Origin of the sequence: Micromonospora sp. SH-82, assembly GCF_051132485.1 — a bacterium.
Classification (GTDB): domain Bacteria; phylum Actinomycetota; class Actinomycetes; order Mycobacteriales; family Micromonosporaceae; genus Micromonospora.
Window position 1 is genome coordinate 588228 of record NZ_CP148049.1, and the last position, 15489, is coordinate 603716.

12 protein-coding genes and 2 pseudogenes are annotated in these 15489 nt (G+C 72.5%); 10 read left to right on the forward strand and 4 right to left on the reverse strand.

The features are described 5' to 3' along the window. The first annotated feature begins 8 nt into the window (after positions 1 to 8). A complete protein-coding gene (locus tag WHN02_RS02720) occupies positions 9 to 803 on the forward strand; it encodes a hypothetical protein (RefSeq protein ID WP_350896325.1) in 795 nt (264 codons plus the stop codon). A gap of 109 nt (positions 804 to 912) precedes the next feature. On the opposite strand, the gene WHN02_RS02725 is transcribed toward WHN02_RS02720, so the two are convergent. The 3 genes from WHN02_RS02725 to WHN02_RS02735 form a co-directional block, all read right to left on the reverse strand. After that, entirely contained in the window at positions 913 to 1359 is a 447-nt protein-coding gene (locus tag WHN02_RS02725) for a DoxX family protein (RefSeq protein WP_434741906.1), read from the reverse strand. A gap of 150 nt (positions 1360 to 1509) precedes the next feature. Next, on the reverse strand, positions 1510 to 2424 hold the full coding sequence (locus WHN02_RS02730; RefSeq protein WP_434741907.1) for an ABC transporter permease: 915 nt from the start codon (positions 2422 to 2424) through the stop codon (positions 1510 to 1512). Next, on the reverse strand, positions 2424 to 5297 hold the full coding sequence (locus WHN02_RS02735) for an alpha/beta fold hydrolase (RefSeq protein ID WP_434741908.1): 2874 nt from the start codon (positions 5295 to 5297) through the stop codon (positions 2424 to 2426). The genes WHN02_RS02730 and WHN02_RS02735 overlap by 1 nt, the downstream gene beginning before the upstream one ends. A 403-nt stretch (positions 5298 to 5700) precedes the next feature. Here WHN02_RS02735 and WHN02_RS02740 point away from each other — a divergent pair, with 403 nt between their 5' ends. From WHN02_RS02740 to WHN02_RS02780, 9 genes and pseudogenes are all read left to right on the forward strand, one after another. Continuing rightward, positions 5701 to 6846 carry a hypothetical protein gene (locus tag WHN02_RS02740; protein WP_434741909.1) on the forward strand — a complete coding sequence of 382 codons (1146 nt, stop codon included), beginning with the start codon at positions 5701 to 5703 and terminating at the stop codon, positions 6844 to 6846. Continuing rightward, positions 6833 to 9571 (forward strand): nitrate- and nitrite sensing domain-containing protein, encoded by a 2739-nt coding sequence (locus WHN02_RS02745; protein ID WP_434741910.1) that lies wholly within the window; start codon positions 6833 to 6835, stop codon positions 9569 to 9571. Before WHN02_RS02740 ends, WHN02_RS02745 begins: the two co-directional genes overlap by 14 nt. Then, positions 9568 to 10035: a roadblock/LC7 domain-containing protein gene (locus tag WHN02_RS02750; protein WP_350896331.1), complete on the forward strand. Its 468-nt coding sequence runs from the start codon at positions 9568 to 9570 to the stop codon at positions 10033 to 10035. Before WHN02_RS02745 ends, WHN02_RS02750 begins: the two co-directional genes overlap by 4 nt. Continuing rightward, on the forward strand, positions 10032 to 10514 hold the full coding sequence (locus WHN02_RS02755) for a DUF742 domain-containing protein (protein ID WP_350896332.1): 483 nt from the start codon (positions 10032 to 10034) through the stop codon (positions 10512 to 10514). Before WHN02_RS02750 ends, WHN02_RS02755 begins: the two co-directional genes overlap by 4 nt. Beyond that, on the forward strand, positions 10492 to 11265 hold the full coding sequence (locus WHN02_RS02760; RefSeq protein ID WP_434741911.1) for a GTP-binding protein: 774 nt from the start codon (positions 10492 to 10494) through the stop codon (positions 11263 to 11265). Before WHN02_RS02755 ends, WHN02_RS02760 begins: the two co-directional genes overlap by 23 nt. Before the next feature lie 34 nt (positions 11266 to 11299). Further along, positions 11300 to 11986, forward strand: coding sequence for a hypothetical protein (locus WHN02_RS02765; protein ID WP_434741912.1), 687 nt, complete (start codon positions 11300 to 11302; stop codon positions 11984 to 11986). 37 nt (positions 11987 to 12023) lie between these two features. Beyond that, positions 12024 to 12621 (forward strand): annotated as a pseudogene (locus tag WHN02_RS02770) (AAA family ATPase); the annotation flags it as partial. Between the two features lie 143 nt (positions 12622 to 12764). After that, a pseudogene (locus WHN02_RS02775) lies at positions 12765 to 14324 on the forward strand (AAA family ATPase); the annotation flags it as partial. Between the two features lie 39 nt (positions 14325 to 14363). Continuing rightward, positions 14364 to 14759: a hypothetical protein gene (locus WHN02_RS02780; protein WP_434741913.1), complete on the forward strand. Its 396-nt coding sequence runs from the start codon at positions 14364 to 14366 to the stop codon at positions 14757 to 14759. Positions 14760 to 14798: 39 nt separating this feature from the next. On the opposite strand, the gene WHN02_RS02785 is transcribed toward WHN02_RS02780, so the two are convergent. After that, on the reverse strand, positions 14799 to 15302 hold the full coding sequence (locus tag WHN02_RS02785; RefSeq protein WP_434741914.1) for a GNAT family N-acetyltransferase: 504 nt from the start codon (positions 15300 to 15302) through the stop codon (positions 14799 to 14801). Between the last annotated feature and the right edge of the window lie 187 nt (positions 15303 to 15489).

The following is a 15489-nucleotide window of genomic DNA, read 5'->3' on the forward strand; positions in this document are numbered from 1 at the left end:
GAATGATCGTGGATGCCACGACCGTCATCGGCATGCTCCTTCGGGCCGTCAACGACGGTACTGTCGTGCACCCGTACGGCGATGGCCTGTTGGTAGATCTTCCGCTGACCTACGGCGACGGTGACGGCGTACGGGTACTCGTCGAACCGATGGGGTCCGGTTACCGAGTGACCGATCGCGCCGCTGCGGCGTCCCTGCTGGCGCTGGCGGGGGTGAATCTCTCTGCCGGACGTGCGGCCGAGGCATTCACCGAGATCATGGCGGGAGACGACCTGAACGGCGTCAACGCGGTGCCGGGTGAGATCTCCACCTTCGGAACCGCTCAGGACCTGGGCAGGCTGGTACTCGATGTCGCGCAGGCTTCGTTGCGGGCCGATCAGCTTCGATGGCTCGCGCCACGCCAAGCCGGTACGAGGTTCGTCGACCGGGTGACCGATCGGGTCACCGTCTGGGCCGGCCGCAACCGCAAGCTCCAGCGAGACGCACCGATTCCACTGGAGTCGGGGCGCAGCCGGTCGGTCACGCTCCGGGTCGCGGACGACGGCAAGGCCGCCTACGTCCAGGCTGTCAGCCTGCGCGATCCCGACCAGGCCGCCGAGCACTGCTACCACGTGTTCGGCCTCTCGACCGTCGCGAGAGAGAGTCGGGTCGCGGCATTGGCCGGATCGGCACAGGACTGGTCAGCCGCCATCGTCGCCGAACTCCGAACCGTCAGCGACGTCGAGTTCTTCGACGATCCACTCAGCCTTGAGCGGCAGCTCGACAGAGTCGTTCCACCCCCACAGGCGTCGTTAAGGCCCTGACACTCCGGCTGGCTCCAGTCGCGCACAACGATCGAGGGACCTGCACCGTCGGAGTTCCGCCGCCGACGCAGGCCCCTCGATCGCGGTGGTGGTACGGGAGCAGCACGGATCAGGCGGGCACCGGGCGGGGCTCGGCGACCTCGGGGGCCAGGGCGGCCCGGCGCTGACGGAACAGGGTGTCGAGGGCGTACCGGCCGGGGCCGAGGACGGCGATCAGGAAGAACGACCAGCAGAACAGCACCGACAGCTCACCGTTGTTGCGTAGCGGGAGCAGGGCCTCGGGCTGGTGCACCACGAAGTAGGCGTACGCCATCGAGCCGGAGGCGAGCAATGCGGCCGGGCGGGTGAAGAGGCCGACGAGGACCAGTGCGCCGCAGGCCGCCTGGATCAGCGCAGCCCACCAGCCTGGCCATTCGCCGATCGGCACCGCGTTTCCGCTACCCCGGGCACCCCCGAACAGGCCGAAGAGCGAGGACGCCCCGTGGAGCAGGAAGAGCAGTCCGATGACCATGCGGAACAGGGAGAGCACCGGCTGGGCGAAGCGGTCGGCGTTCATCTGAGACCTCCGTGACGGGGAGCACTTGGGGTCATCAGACTGCCGCTTCGATTTAACAACGTCGATAAGTTTCCCTGTCCGTGGGAACGCTCCCATCGCCGGTTCCCGGTCGTTGGAACGCGGCGGGCCTGGCTGGGCGCCGACGTGGACTCAGCTGGTGACGTCCTTGCGGGTGAAGCGCCAGAAGGCGAGACCCCAGAAGAGCGTGGCGTAACAGATCGCCGAGAACGCACCCCGGACCAGGTCGTCGGTCTGCACCGGGGTGGACAGCAGCCCCAACCAGGCGTTGGAGTAGTGGGTCGGCAGGAAGTTGCGCACCACACCCAGCGCGGTGATCTGGTCCAGGATGCTCGACAGGATCCAGAGCAGGACCGCCCCGCCGACAGCGCCGAGGGCGGCGTCCGTGATCACCGAGAGCAGGAACGCCAACCCGGCCACCACCAGGAGTACGACCGCCAGGTAGCCGAGCACGCCGAGCAGCCGCAGCAGCCCCTCGGTGGGGTCGAGCTGGGCGGCGACGGTGCTGCGCAGCGGCGACCAGCCGTACCTGAGGGTGCCGACGAGCAGTGCGGTACCGGCGAGCAGCAGCAGGGCCAGTGCCGAGTAGGCGAGCGCGACGACCAGCTTCACCGCCAGCAGCCGGGCCCGGGGGATCGGCACCGCCAGCAGGTACCGCAGGCTCCCCCAGCTCGCCTCGCTCGCCACTGTGTCGCCGCAGAACAGGGCCACCACCACGACCAGCAGGAACGACGCCGAGACGAAGATGGAGAAGAGGGTGAAGTTCAACCCGCCCGAGGTGGCCAGCTCGACCAGGCTGGAGAACTCGCCCCCGCTGCGGCGGTCGTCGTCACCGGTGTCGAACTGGAAGGCGATCAGGATGATCAGCGGCAGCAGCACCATGAACCCGAGCGCCAACTGGGTACGCCGCCGCGACGCCTGCCGACGGAACTCCGCCCGGAACGGGAGGGTGGCCGACGGCCGGTAGCCCGCCGCCGCCCCGACCGAGGCACCCGGGGTGCCGGCTGCCGCCGGCCGGGTCCCGGCACTCGTCGACGTCTCACCCATCACCGGTCACCGCTTCCCCGAGAGTTCTCGCCGACCAGGGCGAGGAACGCATCCTCCAGGCGGCGTCGCGGCACCACCCGGTCCACTCCGACCCCGGCCCGGACCAGCTCGGCGACCACCTCGCTGCGGGCGGTGCCGTTGGTGTCCACCACCAGCGCCCCCTCGGCGTCGGGCAGCACCCGGACCCCGTCCAGGCCGTCCAGTACCGCCCTCGCCGCATCCGGGTCGGTGACGTCGAACAGCACGCTCGGCGACTCCCCGACGATCTCCTCGACCGGACCGGAGGCGACGATCCGACCCTTGTTCACCACCACCGCGTGGGTGCAGGTCTGCTCCACCTCGGCCAGCAGGTGACTGGAGACCAGGACGGCCCGCCCGTCGGTGGCGTACCGCTGCAGGACCCGGCGCATCTCGGCGATCTGCGGCGGGTCCAGCCCGTCGGTCGGCTCGTCGAGCACCAGGAGCTCCGGCAACCCCAGCATGGCCTGGGCGATGGCCAGTCGCTGGCGCATCCCGTGGCTGTACTTACGGGTCTTGCGGTGCACCGAGGAGCCCAACCCGGCGATCTCCAACGCCTGGTCGAAGTGCGCGTCCTCCCACGGTCGCCCGGTGGCCCGCCAGTAGGCCTTCAGGTTCTCCAGCCCCGACAGGTGCGGCAGGAACCCGGGGCCCTCGACCAACGCGCCGATGCGGGACAGCACCGGGGAGCCGGGCACCAGCCGGTGCCCGAAGACGTAGATCTCCCCGGCGGTGGGCTGGGTCAGCCCCATCAACACCCGCAGGGTGGTGGTCTTACCGGCCCCGTTCGGGCCGAGCAGACCGACCACCTGACCGGGGTGCACCTCGAAGTCCACGTTCGACACCGCCACGAACCCGTCGGCGTACGCCTTGCGCAGGTTGCGTACGGCCAGCGGAGTTCCGGCGTACTCCGGGTGGACGGAGCTGTCCTGGCGACGGTGCCGCAGCCGGACCACCGTGACGACCACGACGAGCCCGACGGCGATCGCGGCGAGCAGCCCGACCAACGCCCACCGCCAGAGCACCGCCTCGGTGGGGATCGGGTCCGCGACGACAGTGGGCAGGCCGACCGGGGTGTCGCCGACCGCCACGGTGTGCACCGCCGGTTCGATCGGGGTGGTGTACGCCTGGTCGGAGGTGGCGACCACCACCCGGATCCGGTGCCCGGCCTCGATCCGGTGCACGATCGCCGGGAGGGTGACGGTGACCGGGTCGGCACCGTCGACGGTCGCCGGGAGGTCGGTCAGCCGCACCGGGGCGACCAGGCCGCTGGGCAGGGTGGCCCCGCCCTCCGGGTCGACGTCGTAGAGCTTGACGAACAGGACCGCCGACCCGGTGGCCGAAGCCGCCCGGATCTGCACGGTCGGCGACCCGACCACGTCGACGGCCTCGGTCAACGGTTCGCTCTCGAACCGGGCGTGCTGTCCGGGGATGTCTCCGGCCACCCCGCTCAGCAGTGAACTCAGCGAACCGGCGAAGGGCACCGAGGAGATCGCCGCCGGGTTGCCCCCGGGCGGGTTGGCCACCGGCTGGGCGGGGCCGGTCACGGTCACCTCACGTCGGTCGTCCCCGGCCAGCCCGGAGTAGTCGGCGCTGCGGTAACCGGTCGCCACCAGGCCCCGGTCGAGCGCGTCGAAGCCGGCGATCCTGGAGAAGGTGAAGTCGTCGCCGGGGGCGTCCCCCTTCCCCGCGACGTAGTGGTCCAGCCACTGCGCGGTCAGGAACTTCACCCGGTCGGAGTCGGTACGCGGCCCCTCGCCGCCGTCGTGCCCACCGGTGAACCAGGCGACCCGGACCGGGGTGCCGTTGGCAGCGATCCCCCGGGCGTTGGCGTCCGCCTCGGCCAGCGGGAACAGGGTGTCCGCCGCGCCCTGCACCAGCAGGGTGGGGGCCTCGATCCGGTCCAGCACCCCGACCGGGCTGGACCGGCGCAGCAGGTCGACGGCGGCCTGGTCGGCCCGGCCGGTGGCGGCGATGCGCTGGTACGCGGCGCAGACGTCGGCGGCGAACCGGCCGCAGGCCGGGTCAAGGATGCCGCCGACGTTCGGCGCACCAGGGCCGGTTCCCGGCCCCTGTCCCGGCATCGGGCTGGGCGGACCGGCCGAGGCCGGCGCCCCCTCGGGCTGCTCGGCGGCGGTGTCACCGGAGATCCCGGCCGGACCGGAGCCGGTGTTCCCGCCGCCGCCGAAGAAGATGCCGGCCCAGCCGGACTTGAACACGCCGTCGGTGGGGTCCCCGCCGGTGCTCTCCGGCAGGAAGGAGCGGGACAGGTCGTTCCACGTGATCATCGGGACGATCGCGTCGACCCGCTGGTCCTGCGCGGCCAGCAGGAGCGCCAGACCGCCGCCGTACGAGCCGCCGACCACTCCCACCCGGGGGTCGCCCTCGGCGTCGGTACGGACCTCCGGTCGGGCGGCCAGCCAGTCCAGCAACCGCTGACCGTCACGGACCTCGTGGTCCGGGCTGTCCAGGTGGATCTGGCCTCCGCTGCGCCCGAACCCCCGGGCCGTCCAGGTCAGGACGGCGTACCCGCGCGCGGCCAGGTCCTCGGCGTCGACCCGGACCGAGTCCTTGGTGCCACCGAAGCCGTGGGCGAGCAGGACAGCCGGCACCTGCCGGTCGGCCGAGGCGTCGTCCGGGAGGTAGAAGGTGGTGTCCAGGTCGACAGGCTCGTCGCCGTCGGGTCCAGAGCGGACGGTGACCATGGCGGACTCGGTGGTGAACCCCGACCGGTCCGGCCAGGCCGCCCAGAGCGCGACCGCCGCCAACAGGACGACGGCCACCGAGGCGGCGACGGCTCGGCGGCCGGTGGGCAGGGCACGGCGAATCCGCGCAGCCGACAACGGCGATCTCATTCGCCACACGGTACGGCCCGGATCCTGAGCGTTGGCTGAGATCCGCCGTACGGCTGTCCTGTTGGGCCGATCGTCAGCCGCAAGAGGTCAACCGCACAAGGTCGGTCAGCAGGTCACCGGCAGGAATGCGGATTCTGTGAAATCACACTATCCGCATCAAGTGTCGCAGAAGGTCTCATGTCACCTCGACAACAGTACGCACCGTGTCGGCACGCTCGGACCAGCGTCACATCACTCGAAGTGACGCAAAACTGACCCTGAACGTCTCTCTGTCTGGATATCGGCCGTCGATTAGGTTCCGGTCCGGCGCATGGGACCGACGCCGTCCCGCGACCCTGTGCCACCGCTGGAGGAGACCACCATGACCGTTCCCGCTCCGCGGGTCCGTCGACGGCCCTGGACGATGCCAGGCCGTACACTGCCGCTGCTTCTCGCCACCGTGCTGCTGCTGCCGGTGGCGTTCCTCGTCGTACGGGCGTACCAGGAGATCGACGCCGACCGCGGGGTGCTGGAGCGGGAACGCCTCGGCGTCGAGTACCTGCGGGCCCTCGGACCGGTGACCGACGCACTGGTGGAGGCCCAGTCGGCCGCCGTGGCCGGACAACCGCAGTCCCGGGAGTCGTTGGACCGGGCGGTCGAGGAGGCCGCAGCGGTCGACGCCCGGATCGGAGCCGAGCTGCGCAGCAGTGAGCGGTGGGCCGGGCTGCGGGCGAAGCTGGAAGGGCTGCCGGACCGGTCGATCCTCGACCCCGAAGCCGTCTTCACCGCGTACGGCGAGGCCACCGACCTGCTGCTGGCCCTGCACGGCAAGGTACGGGAGAGCTCCGGTCTGGTCCGGGACTCCGGCTCCGACTCGTACTTCCTCCAGGACGGCGTCGGGGAGGAGATGCCCGAGGCGATGATCGCCGCCGGTCGCCTCGTCGACCTGGCCGTCCTGATGCAGACCCGGCCCGCGAGCGAGCGGACCAACAGCCTCGGCGAGCTGGCCACCCTTCGGTTCGCCGCGCTGCAGCCCGCCAACGACCTGGTCAACAACCTGCGGTCGGCGGTGGAGAACTCGGAGAGCACCGACCTCGGCGCGAGCGTCCTCACCCCGTTCGACACGTACCAGCAGGCGGTGGAGAGCATGGCGGTGAGTTCCCAGCCGACCGGCCGGGTGCCCACCGTCGACGTGGAACGGCTCAGTGCCGCTCGCGCCGACGCGCAGGCCGCCGCCAACCAGCTCCAACCGGTCATCCTCGACGAACTCGACAGGCTGTTGGAGATGCGGATCGACGACCTGGACCGGGACAACCGGCGGATCATCGGTTCCGGCGGGTTCGCCGGGCTTCTCCTGGCCGGCCTGGTCACCAGCATCTGGCTGACCCGTCGACGGGAGGACCCGACCGACGGCGGCTCCGACTCGACAGCCGAGCCCACCCCGCCCGGAACCGGTCGGACGGTGGCACCGGCCGCCGGTCGCGGCCCCGGGGACCAGCTGACGCCGGTGCTCCAGCCGGTCGGGCAGAGCGGGGACAACCGGTGGAGGCCATTCGATGCTGCTCGGTAGGCTCCGGATCCGGGGCAAGCTCGCGCTGCTGGTCACCGTGCCGCTGGTCTGCATGGTGACGCTCACCGTCCCGGTGGTGTGGGAACGGGTCGGCGTCGCCCAGCGGGCCGGGGAGATCGAGAGCTCGGTCCAGATCGCCGGACGGGTCGGCACCCTGCTCCAACAACTCCAGCGCGAACGGCTGCTCGCCGTCGGCGTCCTCCTCGGCCACGCCCCCCGTACCGACCTGGTCCAGCAGATCACCATGGTGGACGACGAGGTCGCCGACCTGCGGGCCGATCTCGGTGACGACCTGCCGGACGAGGTGGACGCGGCGCTCGACGGGGTCCGGCAGTTGACAGCCGTCCGGACGGCCATGTTGGCCGGTCAGGCCAGCCCCGAGCGGATCCTGGCCGGATACCGGCCGGTCAACCTGGCCCTGATCGAGTCGCTGCGACTGCGCCAGGACGTCGACACCCGTAGCGCCGCCGGTCGACAGGTCCTCGCCCTGGACGGCATCCTGCGCAACAGCGAGGGACTGAGCACCGGTGGTGCCCTCATCGTCCTCGTCGCCGACCGCCCCACCGAACAGCTCGCCACGGCGTACGTGGCGAACATGGCCGTCCTGCAACAGGGCAGCGAGCAGACCCTCGGCCTGCTCACCGCCGAACAGCTCGACCTGTTGGTCTTCGAACAGCTCGCGCTCGCCGACCGGACCAGCACCGGCTTCATCGAGCAGAGCGCCGCCGATCCGCTCGCAGCGGTCAGGTCGCTGAAGGCGGAGAACCTCTTCCCCACCATCTCCTCCCTGATCACGCTCGGACAGTTCGTCGAGAAGAAGCTGGTCGCCGACATCACCGCCGAGGTACGCGCCGAACAGGACTCGGCGATCTCCGCCGCGGTCTGGGTCGGCGTGGTCATCAACGCGATCGTCCTCGCGGTGATCCTGCTCGCGCTGGCCATCGGCCGGGCGGTGGCACGCCCCCTGACCCGACTGACCGTCTCCGCCGACCGGGTCGCCCGGGTCGCCGAGTCCGAACTGGTCCGGGTCTCCGACGACGAGGCCGAGTCCGCCCAGCCGATCCGCCTCGACCCGGTCGACGTGGCCGCCCGCGACGAGGTGGGCGACCTGGCCCGCGCCTTCGAACGGGTGCAGTCCACCGCCGCCCGCCTGGTGGAACGGCAGGTGGCCAGCCGCCGCAACGTGGCGCAGATGTTCGGTCACGTCGGTCGGCGTACCCAGAACCTGGTCGGTCGACAGCTCGCACTGATCGACCGCCTGGAACGGCAGGAGGCCGACCCGGGTCGGTTGGAACACCTCTACCGGCTCGACCACATCTCCAGCCGGTTGCGGCGTAACGCGGGGAGCCTCGTGGTGCTCTCCGGTGCCACCGGCGACGACGCCCACATCGCCCCGGTCCCGCTGGCCGACGTGGTCCGACTCGCGCTCGGTGAGATCGAGGACTACACCCGGGTGGACGTCCAGTTCCCCGCCGGTGTCTCGGCCGCCCCGGCGGTCGTGGGCGACCTGGTCCTGACCCTGGCCGAGCTGATGGAGAACGCCACGGTCTTCTCCCCGCCGCACACCCGCGTGACGGTCAGCGGTGAGTTGACCGAGAAGGGGGCCACCCTCTCCGTGGTGGACCACGGGATCGGCATGAAGGACGACCGGCTCGCCGAGGAGAACGCCCGACTCACCCGGCGCGAGCGACTCGACCTCGCGCCGACCGAGGTGCTCGGGTTGTTCGTGGTGGGCCGGTTGGCCCGTCGGCACGGCTGGTCGGTCGCCCTGGTCCCCACGACCGGCGGCGGGGTGACAGCCACCCTCGAAATGACCCGGTCGTCCCTGGTGGTCGACGCCGGTGAGCGCCCCGGCACCCCGGCCGCCGCGCGGGCCGCCCTGCCCGCCCGGGCGGAGCCGACCGACGTGACCTCCCGCCGCCGCCCCGACCCCGAGCTGCCCCGGGCCGGACGGGCCCTCGCCGTGGTCGGCGCCGGACCGTCCCGGCCGGTGATCGACTCCACGGCGCTCCCCGGGTTCGACCCGACCCTGCTCAGCCGGGCCACCCGCAGCCTGGAGGCCGCCGAGTCCTGGGACGCCTTCGGCACCGTCGAGCCGGACACCACACCGGAGGGCACCGAGCCCGAGACGGACCCGGTGACCCCGCCGGTCGATGCGCCCCCGGCCGAGCCGGTCCGGGCCCGGGTGCTCCAGATCGCCCCCGACCAGTCGGGACGGGCCACACGGATGACGGGGATCCGGCAACGGGTCCCCGGGGCCAGCCTGCCGAAGGCCCCACCACGGGTCGCCCCGGTGGATGCCACCGGCGCGGATCCGGCCGCCGCGCGGGCGCTCGTCGAACAGTTCGAGTCGGGCGTACGCCGGGCCCACCAGCAGAGCCGGTCCGAACTCGGTGCCCTGCCGGCCACGCCGGTCCGACGGACCGTACCGGCCGAGCGGGTCGACCCGGCACCGCGAGCCGTACCGGCCGACCGGATCGCCCCGGTCACCTCCATCGAGCGGGCGTCCCCCCGACCCCCGGCCCGGTCCGGTGAGACACCGAAGCTGACCCGACGGGTGCCGGGCGCCAACCTGACCGTCTCCCCACCCCGGCAGGCCCCCCCGGAGAACCCCGGCGACCCGGCCGAGGTCCGCGACCTCATCAACGCGTTCGAGACCGGCGTGGCCCGGGCTCTGCGCGAAGTCCGTCCCTCCCGCGAAACAGAAGAAGGAACCACACGGTGAGCAGCCCCCACGTACACGAGAACGTCGACCACCACAGCCACGCCGGGGACCTCAGCCCGGAAGCGCGCACCTTCAACTGGCTGCTGGACTCCTTCACCTCCAGCACCGCCGGGGTGATGGAGGCGATCGCCGTCTCCTCCGACGGGTTGCTGATGGCCATGTCAGCGATCAAGGACCGGTCCAACGCGGAACGCCTCGCCGCAGTGGTCTCCGGGATGACCAGCCTCGCGGGCGGGGCGGCGAGCTGGTACGCCCTGGGCGGACTGAACCGGGTCATCGTGGACATGGCCGACGGCTACCTGTTGATCAGCTCGATCAGCAGCGGCTCCGTGCTCGGCGTGGTCGCCGACCGGTCGGCGAACCTCGGCACCGTGGCCTACGAGATGACCCTCTTCGCCGGTCGGGCCGGCAGCGCGCTGAGTCCCCGTCTCATCGCCGAGCTGAAGAACGCCGTTCAGCAATGACCGGGGACCTGCCCGGCGAGGAACCGGAGCCGGAGCGGACCTTCCGGATCCGGCCCTACCTGCGGGGCTCCTCCCCGGGCTCGGCCAGGACCCCGGCGGCCGACCCGACGCCCGCCCCGGTTCCCGAGTCGGCCGGTCCTCCGGAGCTGCGGCCGTTCGTGCTCACCGCCGGGCGGGTCACCGGAGCCGATCCCGCGATCGGCCTGGAGACCCAGGTGACCGCCCGGGACCCGGCCTGGGGGGTCGAGTCGGTCAGCCGACTCGCACCCGAGTTCCAAGCGATCATGGCGCTCTGCGTGGAGCCGCTGTCGGTCGCCGAGATCTCGGCGCGTACCCGGCTGCACCTGGGCGTCACCCGCGTCCTCGTCGGCGACCTCCGCGCCTCCGGTCATCTTGACGTGCACGTCAGCGACGTCGTGGACATCCACGACCCCAACCTCATCCTGCGAGTGATTGATGGACTCCGTGCGATCTCCTGAATGGCCGGTTCCCCCGCAGGGCGGGCTCGCCGCCAACAGTGCCCCCGGCCGATACGCCCCGACGGGTTCGGTCACCGGTCGAGCCGTCGCCCCGGCCGTACCGGCCGCTCCCGCCGGGCACCCGCCCGACGCGCCGCCGCCGTACCGGCCGGGTGAGGGGGGTGCCCCCGGCGGTCGACCCCACCCGGGCAGCGCCCCGATCCCGGTCAAGATCGTGGTCGCCGGTGGCTTCGGGGTGGGCAAGACCACCACCGTCGGCGCGATCTCCGAGATCGCCCCGCTGACCACCGAGGCGGTGATGACCACCGCCGGGATCGGCATCGACGAACCCGGCGTCGGCTCGGACAAGACCACCACCACTGTGGCGATGGACTTCGGCTGCGTCACCATCGACCAGAGCCTGAAGCTGTACCTGTTCGGCACCCCCGGGCAGTCCCGGTTCGGCTTCATGTGGGACGACCTGGCCCGTGGTGCCCTGGGTGCGCTGGTCGTCGTGGACAGCGCCCGCCTGGACGACTGCTACCCGGCGATCGACTACTTCGAGCGGGCCCGGCTGCCGTTCGTGGTGGGGGTGAACGCCTTCAACGGTCGGCTCGCCCACGACCTCGACTCGATCCGGTGGGCGTTGGCCGTCAACGAGCAGGTTCCCCTCGTACAGTTCGACGCCCGGGATCGCCTCTCGGTGCGAGACGCCCTGCTGGTGGTCCTCGACCGGGCGCTGGACCGGGCGACCCGGGAAGCGCGGGCCTGAGCCGTCCGGCGGGTCACTGTGGAGGAGGTACGGCGTGCGGGGTGATCTGGACGAGACACTGGCCCGGATGGCTCGACGCGAGGAGGCGCTGCGACGCGCTGCCGAGCCGGCCGGGGGACGCAACGCAAGGCCGGTGCCCGACGCGGCGGGTCCCGGCGAAGCCGTGGCGGCCGACCGGACCGGGGCACCGGTGGCGGGCGGGGCGATCCGACAGGTGGAGGGCGAGCCTGCCGACCGGCCCACCGGGGTGGTCGGCACGGCCCGGCCGGCCTCCGGGGGCGGCCCGGTGTCCGGGCGGGTCGACGCACCCACCCCGACCTCCGGCCCTCCCGGCGGGGCCGAGCGCCCCGACCGGCCCCGGACGCTGCCGCGCCGGGAGGCCGCGCGGGGGGCCGTCCCGGCGATCGAGGCGGCGGGGGGCCGCGCCGCCGTCAAGTCCACCGGTCCCGACCCGGTCCAGGCGGTGGCCGAGGCGGTACGCCGGGTCCTCCTCGACCACCCGGGGGTCACCGTGACCCTGCGGGTGGAGCACAGCGGGCAGACGTACCCGATGCGGCTCGGTGGCCCCGACACGGCACCCGCCCAGTCCTGGCCGGTCCCGGTACGGACCACCCCGCCGTGGCAGACCGACCAGGACGGGACGACCGGGGACCCGGCCGCTCGGCTGGCCGAGATGATCCGGCGCAACCCCTCGTTGCTGCACGGCGATCCGACCCCGTGACCGGGCACGACGTGCCCCCGGCGGCTACTGTCGGGCCGTGGCACAACCCGAACTGACCCTGACCGCGAGCCTGCGACCGGCGGCGTTGGACGCCCGACGGGGCATCGTACGACTGCATCCCGAGGTCCTGACCGCGTTGGCGTTGCGGCCCGGCGACCCGGTCCGGTTGTCCGGTCGACGAACCACCGCCGGCATCGTCGCGAAGGCCGAACCGACGGCCAGCGCCGTCCTGCTGTACGCCGACGACCTGATGTTGGGCAACCTCGGCATCCGCGACGGTGGTCAGGTCACAGTGACCCCGATCCCGGTGGCCCCGGCCGAGCGGGTGACGGTGGCCGGGGCGGCGGAGATCGCTGCGGTGGTCTCCCCGGAGATGCTCCGGCTGGCCCTGCTGGGCAAGATGGTCACCGAGGGTGACGACGTGTCGCTCCTCCCCCAGGACGTGCTTCCGGACGCCTCGGCCCGCACCCTCGTCGAGGCGGCCCGCCGGAGCCTGGCCAACACCGTCGGGTACGCCTGGACCAGCACCCTGCTCACAGTGGTCTCCGCCGACCCGGAGTGCGGCGGCCTGGTCACCATGGACACCCTGGTCGGCTGGGAACACGGACCGGCCACCCACGGATCGGCCGTCCCCTCCTCCGACGTCTCCCGGATCACCGGCGGGGGTGACAGGCGACGGTTCGGCCTCGCCGAGCGGGGAGGACCGGGCGACGACAGCAGGACGGGCGGGCGGGCCGGTTCCGACGGCACGCGCGACGGTGCCGACGCCGAGTGGACCCCCTCCGTCGACGACCTGCCCGGCCTGCGCTCCCAGGCCGAACAGCTCACCGAGCTGCTCGACCTCGGGTTCCACCACCGGGAGGTGCTGGGTCGACTGAACACCACCGTCTCGCTCGGCGTCCTGCTCAGCGGTCCCGCCGGGTCCGGGAAGTCGGCGCTGGTCCGGGCGGTGGCCGCGGACGTGAAGGCCCGGGTACGCCCGGTGTGGGCGCCCGAGGTGGCGGCGCTGAGCAACCAGTCGGCCGCCGAGCGGCTGCGTGCCGCCGCCACCGACGTCACCACCGGCGAACCCGCCGTCCTGCTGGTGACCGACGTGGAGGCGCTGGCCCCGGCCGACGAGCCCGGCCCGGTCGCCACCGTGTTCCGGCAGCTGGTCACCGACCTGTTGCGTTCCGGGGTGGCGGTGGTCTGCACCACCGGCCGCCCCGAGGCGGTGGATCCGGCGCTGAGCGCCCCGGACCTGCTGTCGCTGCGGATCACCGTGCCGCTGCCGGACGCGGCGCTGCGCCGCGAGCAGCTGACCGTCCTGACCCGGCAGGTTCCGCTCGCCGACGACGTCAGGTTGGACGACGTCGCCGGGCGTACCCCGGGATTCGTCGCCGCCGACCTGGCCGCCCTGGTCCGGGAGGCCGGGGTACGCGCGGCGCTGCGGCAGAAGACCGACTCCACCCCCACCGTGGCGATGGCCGACTTCACCGCCGCGTTGGAGGTGGTCCGTCCCACCACCATGGCGTCGTCGACCCTGGAGGTCGCGAAGGTCACCCTCGACGACGTCGGTGACCTGGTCGAGGTGAAGGAGAAGCTGACCGAGTCGGTGCTGTGGCCGCTGACCTACCCGGACACCTTCGCCCGATTGGGCGTCCAGCCGCCGCGTGGGGTCCTGCTCTACGGGCCGCCCGGATGCGGCAAGACGTTCCTGGTCACCGCCCTGGCCGGGTCGGGTCGGGCCAACGTGCTGTCGGTGAAGGGCGCGGAGCTGCTCTCCAAGTGGGTCGGCGAGAGCGAACGTGCGGTCCGGGAGCTGTTCCGTCGGGCCCGGGAGGCCGCCCCCACCCTGGTCTTCCTGGACGAGGTGGACGCCCTCGCCCCGACCCGGGGTCAGGCCACCGACGGAGGCACCACCGACCGGGTGGTCGCCGCCCTGCTCACCGAGCTGGACGGGGTGGAGTCGCTGCGCAACGTGGTGGTGGTCGGGGCGACCAACCGGCCCGACCTGATCGACCCGGCGTTGCTGCGGCCGGGGCGGCTGGAGCGGCTGGTCTACGTGCCACCACCGGACGCCGAGGCCCGGGTGGAGATCCTCAAGGCCGCCTCGCGGAGCGTCCCGCTGGCCGACGACGTCGACCTGCCGGCGCTCGCCGAGGAGTTGGACGGATTCTCGGCGGCGGACTGCGCGGCCCTGGTCCGGGAGGCGGCGCTGGCCGCGATGCGGGAGTCGTTGACCGCCTCCACGGTCACCGCCGAACACGTCGTCACCGCCCGCCGTCAGGTCCGCCCGTCCCTCGACCCGGACCAGGTCGCCTGGCTCGCCGCGTACGCCGACAAGCACACCCCCTGACGCCGTGGTCGTGTCGGACCCGGGCGGTACGGTCCGCCCATGATCGAGAAGCCGACCGTACGGTGGCGTCGTGCCGCCCAGGAGCAGGCAGTGGCGGTCTCCGCCGGACTGCTCGACCCTCGCAACGCGTACGCGGAGCGGCTCTGGCCGACAGCGTTCGTGGATGCCTCCGAGGCCGCCCTGGCCCGGTACGACGCCGACCTCCGGACGATCGACCCGGCCTCCGACGAGCAGGCCTGGGCGGTGGTCGAACGGGTGGTGACCGCCCTGAACGAGGTGAACGACGAGCACGGCCGGATCGAGACCGGCGAGCGGGAGGCGTTCGCCGACTACGTCGACGCGGCCCTGCACGAGGCCGGGGTGGACGTGGACGGGCTCACCGGACGCCGGAGCCTCGACCGGTCGGAGTTGACCGACCAGTGGCGGGACTGGTGACCCGGGGGCGACCGGGCGGGCTCTGAGGTCGGTCCCGGGTCAGGACTGGGGGGTGTCGAGGGAGATCTCGGCGTGCACCCGGTCGTCGTCGTCGCGCAGCTTCGCGCCGAGCTTGCGCAGGACCGACAGGGCACCGGTGTTGTCGCTGGTGGTCTCGGCGACCACCGTGTGCATCCCGGCTGCGGCGGCGACGTCCAGCAACTGTCGTAGGGCTGCCGCGCCGAGGCCCTGACCTCGGGCGGAGCGCCCCAGCCAGAGGCCGGTCTCCACGGTTCCGGGCTCGTCGCAGCAGGTCATCCGGATCATCCCGACGACCTCGCCCCCGGTCAGGATGGCGTACATCCGCGTCCGGGCGGGGCCGTCGAGACCGGGGAAGTTCGCCCGGTGGTAGTCCCGGAAGGCCTCCCGACGGGCCATCGACCAGCCGGCCGGGGCGTCGACCGGGGGCATGACGTCGTCCGGCTCGGCCTCGGCGGCGGCCACCGAGAGCAACGGCTCCAGGTTCCGCTCGTCCACCGGCTCCAGCCGTACCGCACTCACCACGTGCCGGAGTCTGCCGGGCGGGGCGGTCCTCGTCCACCCCATCGGGAGGCGAGTGCCGGTCCGGTGGGTGCGGTGGGGGCCGCTCGGTCAGAGCGTGTTCCGCCTCACCTTGGGTCGTCAAAGAGCGAATCTCGGATTAACCTACTAAACCGCTAGGCATTATCGGGAGTTCCCCCTGCCCCGAAAA

Coding starts and splice junctions, on each gene's coding strand:
- WHN02_RS02725 (WP_434741906.1), bottom strand. CDS start 1,359: ATGAACGCCGACCGCTTCGCCCAGCCGGTGCTCTCCCTGTTCCGCATG.
- WHN02_RS02730 (WP_434741907.1), bottom strand. CDS start 2,424: ATGGGTGAGACGTCGACGAGTGCCGGGACCCGGCCGGCGGCAGCCGGC.
- WHN02_RS02735 (WP_434741908.1), bottom strand. CDS start 5,297: ATGAGATCGCCGTTGTCGGCTGCGCGGATTCGCCGTGCCCTGCCCACC.
- WHN02_RS02740 (WP_434741909.1), top strand. CDS start 5,701: ATGCCAGGCCGTACACTGCCGCTGCTTCTCGCCACCGTGCTGCTGCTG.
- WHN02_RS02745 (WP_434741910.1), top strand. CDS start 6,833: ATGCTGCTCGGTAGGCTCCGGATCCGGGGCAAGCTCGCGCTGCTGGTC.
- WHN02_RS02755 (WP_350896332.1), top strand. CDS start 10,032: ATGACCGGGGACCTGCCCGGCGAGGAACCGGAGCCGGAGCGGACCTTC.
- WHN02_RS02760 (WP_434741911.1), top strand. CDS start 10,492: ATGGACTCCGTGCGATCTCCTGAATGGCCGGTTCCCCCGCAGGGCGGG.
- WHN02_RS02780 (WP_434741913.1), top strand. CDS start 14,364: ATGATCGAGAAGCCGACCGTACGGTGGCGTCGTGCCGCCCAGGAGCAG.